Below are 13,945 nucleotides of genomic sequence, written 5' to 3'. Positions count from 1 at the left end.
TATGACATTCAAAAGACAAATTTTACAAGGAATTCCTGAAATTTTACCTGCTAAAAAAAGCTATCCGAAAGATACAAATAGAGCTCCGAAAAGGAAAGATGTTTTATCTGTGGAAGAAAAACAGCTAGCAATTAAAAATGCGTTGCGTTATTTTCCAAAAGAATGGCACCAAGAATTAGCTACTGAATTCGCGAATGAATTAAAAGAGTTTGGTAGAATTTATATGTATCGATTCAAACCAGATTATAAAATATTTGCAAGAGCAATTACAGAATATCCCGCAAAAACACAACAAGCCGCAGCCATAATGTTAATGATTCATAATAATTTGAATCCTGATGTTGCACAGCATCCAGAAGAATTAATTACGTATGGAGGTAATGGGGCCGTTTTCCAGAATTGGGCACAATATCTTTTAGTAATGCATTATTTAGCTATTATGACCGAAGAACAAACGCTACATCTATACTCTGGGCATCCAATGGGTTTGTTTCCTTCGTCTAAGAATGCCCCGAGAGTTGTAGTTACAAACGGATTGATGATTCCTAATTACTCAAAACCAAATGATTGGGAAAAATTTAATGCTTTGGGAGTAACACAATACGGACAAATGACAGCTGGTTCGTTTATGTATATTGGTCCGCAAGGAATTGTACACGGAACCACAATTACGGTAATGAATGCTTTTCGAAAAATATTAAAGAAAGAAGAAAATCCGAGTGGAAAAATATTTTTAACAGCAGGTTTAGGCGGCATGAGTGGTGCACAACCTAAAGCAGGAAACATTGCTGGTTGTATAACAATTTGCGCAGAAGTAAATAGAAAAGCAGCTACAAAAAGACATGAACAAGGTTGGGTAGATGTTTTAATTGATAATATAGATATTCTTGTTAAAAGAACTTTAGAAGCACAAAAAAACAACGAAGTCGTTTCTATTGCTTTCATTGGAAACATTATTGATGTTTGGGAGAAATTTGACAAAGAAAATATTTTTATTCATATTGGTTCAGACCAAACTTCGCTTCATATTCCTTGGACGGGTGGTTATTATCCTGCGGATATTTCTTACGAGGAGTCTAATATTTTAATAAGAGAAAATCCTGAGTTATTTAAAGAAAAAGTACAAGCATCTTTAAGAAGACACGCTAAATCCATAAATAATCACACAAAAAAAGGAACCTACTTTTTTGATTACGGAAACGCATTTTTATTAGAAGCCTCTAGAGCTGGTGCAGCTGTAATGGCAGAAAATAACATCGATTTTAAATATCCTTCTTATGTGCAAGATATTTTAGGTCCTATGTGTTTCGATTATGGTTTTGGTCCTTTTAGATGGGTTTGTGCTTCTGGAAACTCTACAGATTTAGATAAAACAGATGCAATTGCAGCAAGTGTTTTACAAGAATTAATGGAAAATTCGCCAGAAGAAATTCAGCTGCAAATGCAAGACAACATTACTTGGATACAAAATGCAAAGTCAAATAAAATGGTGGTTGGCTCACAAGCAAGAATTTTATATGCAGATGCAGAAGGACGTATAAAAATTGCAGAAGCTTTTAATAATGCCATTGCAAAAGGAGAAATTGGCGCAGTTATTTTAGGTAGAGATCATCATGATGTTAGTGGAACAGATTCTCCGTTTAGAGAAACATCTAACATTTATGATGGAAGTAAATTTACTGCAGACATGGCAATACACAATGTAATTGGAGACAGTTTTAGAGGCGCAACTTGGGTTTCTATTCATAATGGAGGTGGCGTTGGCTGGGGAGAAGTAATGAATGGTGGATTCGGAATGTTGTTAGACGGTACAAAAGAAGCAGAAGAGAAGTTAAAAAACATGCTTTTTTATGACGTGAATAACGGAATCGCTAGAAGAAGTTGGGCAAGAAATGATGAAGCTATTTTCGCTATTAAAAGAGAAATGGAAAGAACACCCAATTTAAAAGTTACTTTGCCTAATTTAGTAGAAGAAAACCTCTTAAAAGATTTATTTTAATGAATGTACTTTTTATAAATATCAAAGAATTAATTCAGGTTAGAGAGAATTCTGTAGATTTTCTTTCTGGTAAAGAAATGAACATTTTACCAACTATTAAAAATGCTTTTCTATTAGTTGAAAATGGACTGATTGCAGATTTTGGCTTGATGGAAAATTGCCCTAAAACCAACGTTAAAACCATTGATGCAAAAGGAAAAATGATATTACCTTCTTGGTGTGATTCTCATACACATTTGGTGTACGCTGGTAATAGAGAAGGTGAATTTGTAGATAGAATAAATGGACTTTCTTATGCGGAAATTGCGAATAATGGCGGCGGAATTTTAAACTCTGCTAAAAAACTTCAACAAACTTCAGCAGAAGATTTATACAACCAAAGTAAGGTTCGATTGGAAGAAATTATTCAATTAGGAACCGGTGCTGTAGAAATAAAATCTGGTTATGGTTTAACAAAAGATGCAGAGCTTAAAATACTTCGTGTTATTAAAAGGTTGAAAGAAAATTATCCAATAGAAATAAAGGCTACTTTTTTAGGTGCTCATGCAGTTCCTGCGGAATATAAAGATAACAAAAATGGATATTTACAAATGCTGATTGAAGATATTCTACCAACAATTCAAAAAGAAAACTTAGCAGATTTTATAGATATTTTCTGTGAAACGGGCTATTTTTCTGTGGATGATACCAAAAAAATTTTAGAAGCCGGAAAAAAACACGGTTTGGTTGGTAAAATTCATGTAAATCAGTTTACTGCCATTGGCGGAATTGAAGCGGGAGTTCAAAATAATGTATTATCTGTAGATCATTTAGAAGAAATGCGAGATGAAGATATAGCAGTGTTGAAAAACACGAAAACAATGCCTGTAGCTTTACCTAGTTGTTCTTATTTTTTAAGTATTCCGTATACGCCTGCTAGAAAAATGATAACTGCTGGTTTGCCGTTGGCTATAGCAACAGATTTCAATCCTGGTTCTACGCCTTCTGGAAACATGAATTTTGTAGTTGCTACTGCTTGCATTAAAATGAAAATGACACCCGAAGAAGCTATAAATGCAGCTACAATCAACGGTGCCTATGCTATGAATTCATTAGATAAAGTTGGTTCTATTACAAAAGGAAAAATTGCAAATCTAATTTTGACTAAAGAAATTAATTCGTATAATTTTATTCCATATTCTTTTGGTAATCATCAAATTGATAGCGTATTTTTAAAAGGAACAGAAATTAAAAAATCATAAAATGGAGTTTTTTGAAGATTTAAAAGTCGATTATAAAGCTGGAAATAAAGAAAATTATTCTGGCAGAATTTCTAAACTTGATAATCAATATTGGCATCAAGAAATATTGTTTTCTAATATTGAAGATTTTAAGGTTGATAATTCTACTGATATTGGTATTGTTGGGTACGTTTGTGATGAAGGAGTTCTAAGAAACCAAGGTAGAATTGGAGCTAGAAAAGGACCAAAAAGCGTACGAAATAAATTAGGGAAACTTCCAATTCATTTTGAGAACAAAAAGATTACAGATTTTGGTGATGTAATCTGTCTTGATAATAATCTAGAAGATTGCCAGAAAGCACTTTCTAAAACCATTAGTAAGTTAATTACGAATAGTATTTTACCAATTGCAATTGGTGGCGGACATGATATTGGGTACGCCAACTTTAACGGGATTAAAGACGCTCTAAAATCATCGACAAAAAACAAGATAGGGATTATAAATTTTGATGCTCATTTCGATTTAAGAACAGTTGAAACACAACCAAATTCAGGCACACCTTTCAACCAGATATTAACCGAAAATAAAAATGCTCGTTATTTTGCAATCGGAATTCAGCAACAATCGAACACGAAAGAACTATTTGAAATTGCAGCAGAAAACAATGTTCCTTATGTTTCTAGTTTTGATTGTGAAACCTTTACTTCAACCTTAAAAAAGAAACTTGATGCTTTTATCGAAAATGTAGATTATTTATACATTACTATTGATTTAGATGGATTTTCATCAGCTTTTGCTCCTGGGGTTAGTGCTCCTTCTCCACTTGGTTTTACACCTAGTTTTGTATATCAAGTACTACCATTTTTATTCCAAAGTAAAAAAGTAATTTCTTGTGATATTGCAGAACTAAACCCAGATTTAGATATTGATGGTCATACTGCTAGTTTAGCTGCAAGATTGATAGATTTCATGGTTTTTAATGCATAAAATGAGATGAAATTTCAAATCAACTCTTAATCAATAAAAAAAATATTGATTCTTAATAAGTTTTAGACTGCGCTCGAAGAGATGTGAATGCAACTTAAAAGACTTCTTTTATCAGATTAAAACGCATAAAAAAACCTTTTAGAATTTAACTTCTAAAAGGTTTTTATTTTTTTAATCGTATAGAATTACTTCAACATTTGAAGATTACTTACTTCTTGGTTTGTTAACTCTCTCCACCTACCTCTTGGTAAATTTTTCTTAGTTAATTCAGCAAAAATTACTCTATCTAATTTATTTACCTTGTACCCAACGTGTTCAAAAATCTTACGTACAATTCTGTTTCTACCAGAGTGAATCTCGATTCCCACTTCAGATTTTGGTTGTCCGTCTACATAAGAAATAGCATCAATAAATACTTTTTTACCTTCAATAATTACTTCTCCACGTAATTTTTCTAAATCTTTTAACTCTAACTTCTTGTCTAAAGAAGCATGGTATAATTTACGTACGTCATGTTTTGGATGCGTTAACTTTTTAGCCAAATCTCCATCATTTGTAAACAACAACAAACCAGTGGTATTTCTATCTAAACGCCCAACAGGATAAATTCTCTCCTTTGATGCATTTGAAATCAATTCCATTACTGTTTTTCTACCACGATCATCGTCCATCGTAGTAATGTAATTTTTAGGTTTGTTCAGTAAAATATATTTCTTTTGTTCTGGCGTAATGCTTGTTCCGTCGAAACGTACAACATCATCAGGCTGTACTTTGTACCCCATTTCGGTTACCAAATTCCCATTTACTTCAACACTACCATGCTCGATATATGTATCCGCTTCACGTCTAGAACAGATACCAGAATTGGCAATATATTTGTTTAAGCGAATTCCTGATGATTCATCAGATTTTGGCGCTTCTTTAATTTTGGTAAAAGTTTTTTTAGGACTCTTTCTACTTAAAGGAGTGCTCTTTTTACTTGCTGTACTACTTTTTCTACTTAGAGGAGTACTTTTTTTACCTTCTTGTCGTCCTCTCGACGAGTTTCTATTTGAATTCATTATAAAAATTTTTGCAAAGATAGTTATATTCTTGAATTCTAGTTCAATCTATTAATTACTTTATCTAAAAGTAGTGAAGTGTCAATAAAAATTAAACATAAAACACCAATAAACAACAAAAGTTTTAAAATATTATGCAGTGTTCTGTAATGATTTCTGGTTTTTGATTTCCAAAGGTAAAAACCGACAAACAACAAGGTTACTAAAGCGAAATAGAAATAGTAACGCATGTAGCTTAATGCAGGATAACTAAATAAAATTGAGATTGGAATGATGGTAAAAAGTAATAATAAAATAGACAGTTGTTTTGTTTTTTTTTCACCATAAACTACAGGAAAGGTTTTGTAATTATTTACAATGGCACCTTTTATGTTTTGCAAATCTTTAATTAATTCACGCACCATAATTACTAAAAACAAGAAAATTGCGTGGACAAATATTATTTTTGAAAAATTTCCGAAGTAAACAAATACAGCAAAAAAAGGCGAAACAGTAAGTACCGTTGCCGAAATTACACCAATAAATGGGTGTTTTTTTAGTTTATGTGAATATAACCAAATTGCAAATATATACACTGCAAAGAACAATGCTGCTCTCCAAGAAATTAAAATTCCGAAACAAAAACCAATAAAATTTAAAAAAAAGTATAATCGTAACTTTGTAGACTGTTTTACGTAATTATCTAAACCCGCTTTTACAGGCCTATTTATTTTATCAACCTTTGCATCGTAAAAATCATTGATGATATATCCGCCAGCAATTACAAAAACAGAAGCTAATACTAAAAACAATAGATGAAGGTCGAAAACAACATCTTTTAAAGAATTTGTTGGCGAAAAAATAAAAATAGCAGCTAAGTATTGGGCAGCTATTAATACTAAAATATTGTATCCTCTAACTGCGGAAAATAAACTGAGAAATTTAAGTATTATTTGTTTTGCCTTTAAAGTACTCATAAAGCGTTCTAAAATCTATAAACCAATTCTAGCTTGTAATCTTTTAAACTTTTTTGAGCTTTTGCAAAATCTTCAGTAAAACCTAAAATATAACCACCACCACCAGAACCACATAATTTTAAATAGTAGTCGTTGGTAGAGATTCCTTTTTCCCAAACTTTATGAAAAGCATCCGGAATCATCGGTTTAAAATTGGTTAAAACAATTTTAGATAAAGATTTTACGTTACCAAATAAAGATTTTACGTTTCCTTGCAAAAAATCTTCAATACAAGCATCTGTTGTTGTTGAAAACTCTTCGCTAATCATTTTTCTAAAACCTTCATTTTTCATCTTATTCATAAAGATGTTTACCATTGGCTCAGTTTCACCAATTTGTTCTGAATCTAATAAGAAAACCGCTCCTTTCCCTTCTTTTTGTGAAGGAATTCCTGCTGGTTCTACACTATCTTTAGAATTAATTAATATTGGTAAGCTTAAATAACTATTTAAAGGATCTAAACCAGAGCTTTTTCCATGAAAAAAAGATTCCATTAAAGCAAAAACTGCTTTTAAATTCAACAATTTATCTCTTGTTAAATTTTCTAAAACCGTTATTTTGTTCGCAGCATATTCATCATAAATAGAAGCAACCAAAGCACCAGAACTACCAACACCATAACCTTGTGGTATTGAAGAATCAAAATACATTCCGTCTTGAATGTCTTTCTTAAAAGCATCTAAATTAAATGAGACTAAATCTGTTTTTAAAGCAGATAAATAGGTGTAGAATCGTTGTAGGTTACCATTAGATTCTAATGATTTTCCTGAAAGGTTTTTCGAAGTTTTTAAAGCTCCTCTGTAAGCATTATAAGGAATTGCAAGACCTTTAGAATCTTTTATAATTCCGTATTCTCCAAACAGCAAAATTTTAGCATAAAATAATGGTCCTTTCATAGTTTTCTTTATAACAATGCAAAAATACGATTTTATATGTTAACAAATTATTTTTAATTGTTCTTGTAAAAATTTTTCCAAACACCTACTTTTTTACCCTTATCGTATTTCCCTTTTTCTTTAATATTACCATTTTTATCGTAGGTTTTCCACATTCCATCCCTATAACCATCTTCAAATTTACCGGTAGTTTTCACTTCACCTGTAACATAAAACTCAATAAATTTGCCATCTTTACTTCCTTCTACAAAAAAAAACTCTTTGGCTTTTTCTCCTGAAATATAATAATCTACAATAAGTTTATTTTCAATTTTGTTATTGAAAGATATTCTGTAATAAACTGCTTTTTCTTTAGTTGAAGAGTTTCCATTAGCATCAAACCAATTTTTTTCTTGGGCAGCTGCATCCATTATCGAAAAACAACTAATAGATAAAAGTATTAAGATAATTCTCATAAAATTTATTTTGTGTTATGCTTTTTTGCCCCAAAACCTACTGAGTCATAAATATACTGCTTTTTCTGACAGTAATTTGCCAACTCATTCTCTATAAATTCATTCACAGTTTCTTTTTCATTGGCTGGGTATAAAACATGCACATTTGCGCCTGCATCTAAAGTGAAACAAATATTACTATTTTTTGATGCTCTAAATTCCCAAATTTTATTTATGATTTCTAAGGTATTTGGTTTCATCAAAATAAAATAAGGGTTACTCGTAAGCATCATTGCATGCAAGGTTAATGCTTCACTTTCCACCAAACTTATAAAGTCTTTTAAATTTCCTTCTTGAAGAATTTTAGACATTTTAGATAAATTTTCATTCGCTTGTTGAAATCTATTTTCTGCATAAGGGTGGTTGTGCATTAAATTATGACCGATAGTACTAGAAACTTGTTTTTCTCCTTTGTCTACCAATAAAATTGCATCTTGATAATTTTCAAAAACTGAATGTACTTTATAAGGAAACTGAATTCCGAATAGATCTGAACTTCCTTCAATTTCCGGGTGATTTCCCCAAACAACCAAAGGGCCTTCGATACTTCTACTTGCGCTTCCAGAACCTAAACGTGCTAGAAAAGAAGCTTTTTTATTCACAAATTCTTGTGTTAAATCTGAATTCAATTCTTGCTCTAAGCTCATTAAACACATTGCAATTGCACTTAAACCACTTGCTGAAGAAGCGATTCCGCTTGAATGTGGAAAAGAATTTTCTGAATTAATTGTCATTTTATAATCGAAAATATACGGACAATATTCTTGTACTCTTTTAAAAAAATCGGCAATTTTAGGCTTGAATTCTTCCTTTTCTTTTCCTTCAAAAAACAAATCGAAAGCTACTTCTGTAGTTCTTTCTTTTCTCGAAAAATCTATTCTAGTAATTGTATGACAATTATTTAAAGTAAAACTAATAGAAGCATTTTTAGGAATTTGTGGATTACTTTTCCCCCAATATTTTACCAGCGCAATATTACTTGGTGTTTGCCAAGTAAAACTTGCTTTTGCTATTTTTTCTGAAAGTATTTTTGGAATAAATTGTGCTGTATTCAAAGTTTAAAATTTGCATCAAAGATAAAACTATTTCACGTAAAGTTTAATTGAGTTTTGTTTGTATTTTTGCTTTCATGAAAACCAAGAAAGTTTTTTTGTTATTAAATGGAGAAAAGCCAAAAAAAATGCCAGATGTATCTAATTACGATATTATTTGTGCAACAGATGGCGCTTATCAATATTTAAAAGATCAAGAAATTACACCTCATTTTATTTCTGGTGATTTTGATTCTTTAGAAAATATTCCAGAGGAAATTGAAGTGATAGAAACACCAGATCAAGATTTTACAGATTTCGATAAAATACTTCAAATTCTTTTTAACAAAGGACACGAAACTATTGATATCTTTGGTGCGAGTGGAAAAGAACAAGATCATTTTTTAGGAAACCTAAACACTGCAATACAGTGGAAAGAGAAATTAAAAATTACTTTTTTCGATAACCATGGAAAGTACTTTTTAGCGGATAAAAAAACGATTGTAAACAATTGCAAACACAAAATAGTTTCTTTAGTTCCGTTTCCTAAGGTTACAGATATCACTACTAAAGGCTTACAATACTCTTTAAATAAAGAAGATTTAGTTTTCGGAAAAAGAATAGGAACTAGAAATAAAGCAATAGAAAATCAAATAGAAGTCAGTTTTAAAACGGGTGACTTATTTATTTTTATAAACAATTAAATAATGAGTAAGAAAATAAAATTATTATGGGATTTTAGAGGTGAAGATGCAAAACAAACAGCGAAACACCACACCATTCACTTGAGGGAATTTGCAGATTTAGAGAAATTAAATTTTCATGAAATTGCTATTTTAGAAATGAATCCAATGTTTTCTTCTGCATTTATTATTGTAGATGAAACAAACATGAAAATATTTAGAGATGCTTTAAAACCACATCGTGGAGAAATAGCTGAGTAAAAAATCTATTTGCATTTAAAAATTCATAGTTACACCGAAACTTTGAGGCGTTACTTGCAGATCCCAAACAACCTTTTTTTGTTTTCTTTGGTCGTTGTATTTTTGATCGTATTTTGTATCTAAAAATCGATCAATCGCTTCCACTATAAAAATACTAATTGCAGTGGAAAAAGCAACATCCGAAATCCAATGAAAACGATCTATAATTCTACTAATTCCTGGTATAGAACCAATTGTATATAAACCTGCTTTTACCCAAGGACTTTCGAAATGTTTTGCAATTGCATAGGCATTTGTAAAACCCAACATTACATGTCCAGAAGGAAAAGAGTCATAATTATAAACTCTATCTATATGAAAAGGGTCGAAAACATCTTTACCTACATTTGTTTTTGGTCTTGCTCTACCAATTATTCTTTTAGAAATTTGTTGCAACAAACCAGAAGCTGCCGCAGAAGAAATTAATAAGACTCCCGTTCTTCTTAATTTCGGGCTATCTGTAAACAAACCGGTTAGATAAACTGCACCTGTTAGCATAAAATTATTATTCGGACTCCCAATATCGTTTCCATAGTCCGTTAACCATCGTGGCACATCATTTCGCCAACCATCTGCCCAAGTATCTACATTGTCATCTATTGTATATAAAGCAACGGTTCCGGCAGCTACATAACCAAAATTTGCCAATTGTTTCTTTTTCCAATACAAGGGTCTTGTGTATGCGTATCCCATTCCACCAGCCATATTACCTAAATCATAGGTAAGTTTTTGCCATGTATTTCTGTCTTTTTGAAAATTTAGATTTATCGTATTAGTCGTTTGGCAATAAGCTAAACTGAAAACCAAAATAAATAAAAGTGTAAATAATTTCTTCATTTATGAATATATTAAAGCCTCAAAGATAAAACTATCTTATATAATTTAGTTTGCTCCATCCTTAAAAATTAATGATTTCGTTACCAACTATTACCGAAACCCATTTAATCTAAAAATAAAAAAGCCAACAATTAATTAAATGAAATTGTAGTTAATTTTAAAAGATTACTTCAAAAAAGCACAAACTTCAGAATAAAATTGCTTCGAATTTTCAGCATGCAACCAGTGACCAGCATTTTTAATTTCCACAATTTTTGAGTTTGGAAAATGTGCCTCTATAATAGGTTCTTCGTTTTCTGTAATATAATTTGATTTTTCTCCTTTTAAAAACAATGTCTCCTTCTCAAAAACAGTAAATGGAGGCAAAGCGTCGCCAACTTCTGAATTATTTTCTGTTAGAGATTCTAAATTAAATCGAAATCCTAATTGTCCTTTTTCTACCCAATACACATTTTTCAACAAAAATTGACGCACACCTAATTCTGGAATTAACGTTGCTAACTTTTTATCTACTTTCCCTCTAGAATTATCCACAGAAAAGTCTATGGAATTTAAACCTGCTAAAATTGCGTTGTGATGTGGTTGGTATTCTCTTGGAGAAATATCTACAACAATTAATTTCTCTACTAATTCTGGATACGTAACTGCAAATAACATGGCTGTTTTTCCGCCCATCGAATGCCCAATTATGTAGACCTTTTCTAATTTATGATGCTGAATATAGTTGAACAAATCTTCCACCAAAACTTCATAATTAAACTCATCTTCATGAAAACTACGTCCGTGGTTCCTTTGATCTATTAAATGCACTTCAAAATCTTCAGAAAATTGATTTCCTAAAGTTTTCCAGTTATCAGACATTCCAAAATAACCGTGTAAAATTAATAATGGAATTCCTTCGCCTTTTGTAGTAGCATGTAATATTAGGTTTGTAGACATTTAGTTTATTAGATTTTTAGACTATTAGTATTAACTTGTTATTTCGAAATGAAATTTGCAACTGTTTACTGAGGCTGCCAACTGAAAACTACTTCAATCGGTGTAAATACATATTTACAACGTTCTCTAAACCTAAATACAAACTTTCTGCAATAAGCGCATGTCCTATAGAAACTTCAGCCAAATTAGGTATATTCTCTTTAAAAAATTTAATATTCTCTAAGCTTAAATCATGCCCTGCATTAATCCCTAGACCTAAATCATGTGCTACAATTGCTGCTTCTGTATATGGTTTTATTGCTGCCTTGTTTCCTAAATCGAACTGCGTTGCAAACTCCTCTGTATATAATTCTATTCTGTCGGCACCTGTTTTTGCGGCAGCTTCAATCAATTTTAAATCGGTGTCTATAAAAATAGAAGTTCTAATTCCGTTTTGTTGAAACTCTTTCACTACTTCCTGCAAAAAAGATTGATGTTTTATAGTATCCCAACCTGCGTTAGACGTTATTGCGTGTATAGAATCTGGCACTAAAGTTACTTGTGTTGGTTTTGTTTCTAAAACTAAATCTATAAAAGACTGAATCGGGTTTCCTTCAATATTATATTCGGTTTTTACAACTGCAACCAAATCTCTGGCATCTTGGTAACGAATATGTCTTTCATCTGGTCTTGGGTGAATGGTTATTCCCTCTCCACCAAAACTTTCTATATCTGCTGCAACTTTCAGTAAATTTGGTACATTACCACCACGAGAGTTTCGTAAAGTTGCTATTTTATTAATATTTACGCTTAACTTTGTCATTGTCTAAAATTAGACGACAAAGATAAATTATTAAATCATTTTATCCTATATTCGTAGAGCATGAATATTACAGACTACATACTAAATGAAATAAAACCATTGAGCTTAAAAAGCAGTGTAAAAGCTGCTAAGAAGTTGTTTGACAATTTCCCTATTACACATTTTGCTGTGATAGAAAATAATAAAATATTGGGGTGTTTTGCGCAAGATGATATTCAAACGATAGAGAATAAATCGGATGAACTAGTAGCCTACACACATTTGTTAAATTCTTTTTTTGCCGATGAAAAAGCAACTGTTTTAGAGCTTTTAAAGATTTTCGCAGACAATGACACCAACGTTATTCCTGTTATAAATAAAGAAAAAGAATACATAGGTTATTATGATTTATGTGATGTTCTAGATGTTTTTTCTACAAGTCCGTTTATGATTGAAGATAGCGAAACCTTAATTATAGAAAAATTAGAAAGCGATTATTCTATGAGTGAAGTTACCCAAATTGTAGAATCTAACGGAGGTAAATTATTAGGTTTGTATATTTCTGAAAAGCAGCAAGGTTTAGTGCAAGTCACACTTAAAATCAGCACAGAAGATATTCATGAAATTATACACACTTGTAGAAGATATGATTATAAAATAATTTCTACACACGAAAACGACATCTATTTAGAAGATTTAAAAAACAGATCTGATTATTTACAAAGATATTTAGAAATGTAAATTTATTGAAGAGATACAGTAGAAAAAATAATAAAGAAGATTAAAATTATTTATAGATTTGAAAAAAGTAGCAGTTTACGGACAATCTTATTCCATATCAGCAGAGAAAGAAATTAAAATTCTTTTGAGGGTTTTAGAAAAGAATAATATTGTTTGTTTTATAGAGGAAAAGTTTTATAATTTATTAGTTGAAGGCGCAATTTTAGATAAAAAATACCCTACGTTTTCTCATTTCAAGGACCTAAATGATTCTTTTGATCTCATGTTTACTTTAGGTGGAGATGGTACCATTTTAAGAGCCGTTACTTACATTAGAGATTTGGGAATACCAATGTTAGGCATAAATACTGGTAGATTGGGTTTCTTGGCAACCATCAATAAAAAAACAATTAAAGAAAGCATCGAACTCATCTTAAAAGGAGAATACTCTGTGCTAGAAAGATCTCTTTTATCAATAAAAACATCTCCTAGTACAAAAGAATTTTCTGAACTTAATTTTGCTTTGAATGAAGTAACTATTGCAAGAAAAAACACCACTTCTATGATTGGCGTAAGAACCAACCTAAATAATGAATACTTAACCAATTACTGGGCAGATGGTTTAATAATTGCAACACCAACTGGTTCTACAGGTTATTCTTTAAGTTGTAACGGCCCCGTAATTTCACCAAATTCTAAAAATTTAGTAATTACACCAATTGCACCACATAATTTAACCGCAAGATCTATGGTAATTTCTGATGAAACTTCTATTCAACTAGAGGTAGATTCTAGAGAAAAAGAATTTTTAATCTCATTAGATTCTAGAATTACTACGGTTACAGAAAATACAAAAGTTTTTATCGAAAAAGCATCATTTACTATCAAAAGTATCATTCCAAACAATCAATCTTTTTTACAAACATTGCGCAGCAAATTGTTGTGGGGAGAAGACACTCGAAATGAAACAAATCTTTAACCAACTTACAACAATAAAAGGG

The 13,945-nt window shown here is 31.1% G+C and carries 15 protein-coding genes; 7 read left to right on the top strand and 8 right to left on the bottom strand.

Translation table 11 applies throughout. From position 1 onward, the window contains the following. Position 1 precedes the first annotated feature (1 nt). From CW731_RS13600 to hutG, 3 genes are read left to right on the top strand one after another with little or no spacing between them, the layout of a single operon-like run. Positions 2-1,999, top strand: a complete 1,998-nt coding sequence (locus tag CW731_RS13600; protein ID WP_100947235.1) for a urocanate hydratase — start codon at positions 2-4, stop codon at positions 1,997-1,999. After that, positions 1,999-3,240, top strand: coding sequence for an imidazolonepropionase (gene hutI, locus CW731_RS13595; protein ID WP_100947234.1), 1,242 nt, complete (start codon positions 1,999-2,001; stop codon positions 3,238-3,240). The genes CW731_RS13600 and hutI overlap by 1 nt, the downstream gene beginning before the upstream one ends. Before the next feature lies 1 nt (position 3,241). Beyond that, the gene (gene hutG, locus CW731_RS13590; protein WP_100947233.1) at positions 3,242-4,207 is read left to right on the top strand and encodes a formimidoylglutamase; all 966 of its coding nucleotides are present in this window, start codon (positions 3,242-3,244) and stop codon (positions 4,205-4,207) included. Between the two features lie 185 nt (positions 4,208-4,392). On the opposite strand, the gene CW731_RS13585 is transcribed toward hutG, so the two are convergent. From CW731_RS13585 to CW731_RS13565, 5 genes are read right to left on the bottom strand one after another with little or no spacing between them, the layout of a single operon-like run. After that, the gene (locus CW731_RS13585; RefSeq protein ID WP_100947232.1) at positions 4,393-5,268 is read right to left on the bottom strand and encodes a pseudouridine synthase; all 876 of its coding nucleotides are present in this window, start codon (positions 5,266-5,268) and stop codon (positions 4,393-4,395) included. Between the two features lie 38 nt (positions 5,269-5,306). After that, positions 5,307-6,224 (bottom strand): geranylgeranylglycerol-phosphate geranylgeranyltransferase, encoded by a 918-nt coding sequence (locus tag CW731_RS13580; protein WP_100947231.1) that lies wholly within the window; start codon positions 6,222-6,224, stop codon positions 5,307-5,309. 8 nt (positions 6,225-6,232) lie between these two features. Further along, a complete protein-coding gene (locus tag CW731_RS13575; RefSeq protein ID WP_100947230.1) occupies positions 6,233-7,159 on the bottom strand; it encodes a mevalonate kinase in 927 nt (308 codons plus the stop codon). A gap of 53 nt (positions 7,160-7,212) precedes the next feature. Continuing rightward, a complete protein-coding gene (locus CW731_RS13570) occupies positions 7,213-7,614 on the bottom strand; it encodes a toxin-antitoxin system YwqK family antitoxin (RefSeq protein WP_157812235.1) in 402 nt (133 codons plus the stop codon). A 5-nt stretch (positions 7,615-7,619) separates the two neighbouring features. Continuing rightward, positions 7,620-8,708: a diphosphomevalonate/mevalonate 3,5-bisphosphate decarboxylase family protein gene (locus tag CW731_RS13565; protein ID WP_100947228.1), complete on the bottom strand. Its 1,089-nt coding sequence runs from the start codon at positions 8,706-8,708 to the stop codon at positions 7,620-7,622. 74 nt (positions 8,709-8,782) lie between these two features. Here CW731_RS13565 and CW731_RS13560 point away from each other — a divergent pair, with 74 nt between their 5' ends. Both CW731_RS13560 and CW731_RS13555 read left to right on the top strand, forming a co-directional pair. Then, the gene (locus CW731_RS13560; protein ID WP_100947227.1) at positions 8,783-9,388 is read left to right on the top strand and encodes a thiamine diphosphokinase; all 606 of its coding nucleotides are present in this window, start codon (positions 8,783-8,785) and stop codon (positions 9,386-9,388) included. Positions 9,389-9,391: 3 nt separating this feature from the next. After that, positions 9,392-9,628 carry a hypothetical protein gene (locus CW731_RS13555; RefSeq protein ID WP_100947226.1) on the top strand — a complete coding sequence of 79 codons (237 nt, stop codon included), beginning with the start codon at positions 9,392-9,394 and terminating at the stop codon, positions 9,626-9,628. A 15-nt stretch (positions 9,629-9,643) separates the two neighbouring features. Here the strand turns inward: CW731_RS13555 and CW731_RS13550 are convergent, their stop codons facing one another. The 3 genes from CW731_RS13550 to CW731_RS13540 all read right to left on the bottom strand — a co-directional run bounded on the left by CW731_RS13550 (position 9,644) and on the right by CW731_RS13540 (position 12,245). Continuing rightward, complete coding sequence (locus tag CW731_RS13550) at positions 9,644-10,504, bottom strand: phosphatase PAP2 family protein (RefSeq protein ID WP_100947225.1); 861 nt, start codon at positions 10,502-10,504, stop codon at positions 9,644-9,646. A 165-nt stretch (positions 10,505-10,669) separates the two neighbouring features. Beyond that, a complete protein-coding gene (locus CW731_RS13545; RefSeq protein ID WP_100947224.1) occupies positions 10,670-11,443 on the bottom strand; it encodes an alpha/beta fold hydrolase in 774 nt (257 codons plus the stop codon). An 88-nt stretch (positions 11,444-11,531) separates the two neighbouring features. Further along, positions 11,532-12,245, bottom strand: coding sequence for a pyridoxine 5'-phosphate synthase (locus tag CW731_RS13540; protein WP_100947223.1), 714 nt, complete (start codon positions 12,243-12,245; stop codon positions 11,532-11,534). 60 nt (positions 12,246-12,305) lie between these two features. On the opposite strand from CW731_RS13540, the gene CW731_RS13535 reads away from it, so the two are divergent. Both CW731_RS13535 and CW731_RS13530 read left to right on the top strand, forming a co-directional pair. Next, positions 12,306-12,965, top strand: a complete 660-nt coding sequence (locus tag CW731_RS13535) for a CBS domain-containing protein (RefSeq protein WP_100947222.1) — start codon at positions 12,306-12,308, stop codon at positions 12,963-12,965. 58 nt (positions 12,966-13,023) lie between these two features. Continuing rightward, positions 13,024-13,923 (top strand): NAD kinase, encoded by a 900-nt coding sequence (locus tag CW731_RS13530; RefSeq protein WP_100947221.1) that lies wholly within the window; start codon positions 13,024-13,026, stop codon positions 13,921-13,923. Positions 13,924-13,945 lie beyond the last annotated feature (22 nt).

This window comes from Polaribacter sp. ALD11 (genome assembly GCF_002831685.1).
GTDB lineage: Bacteria > Bacteroidota > Bacteroidia > Flavobacteriales > Flavobacteriaceae > Polaribacter.
The sequence above is the reverse complement of the archived record's forward strand: the minus strand, read 5'-3'. Positions and strand labels throughout refer to the sequence as shown.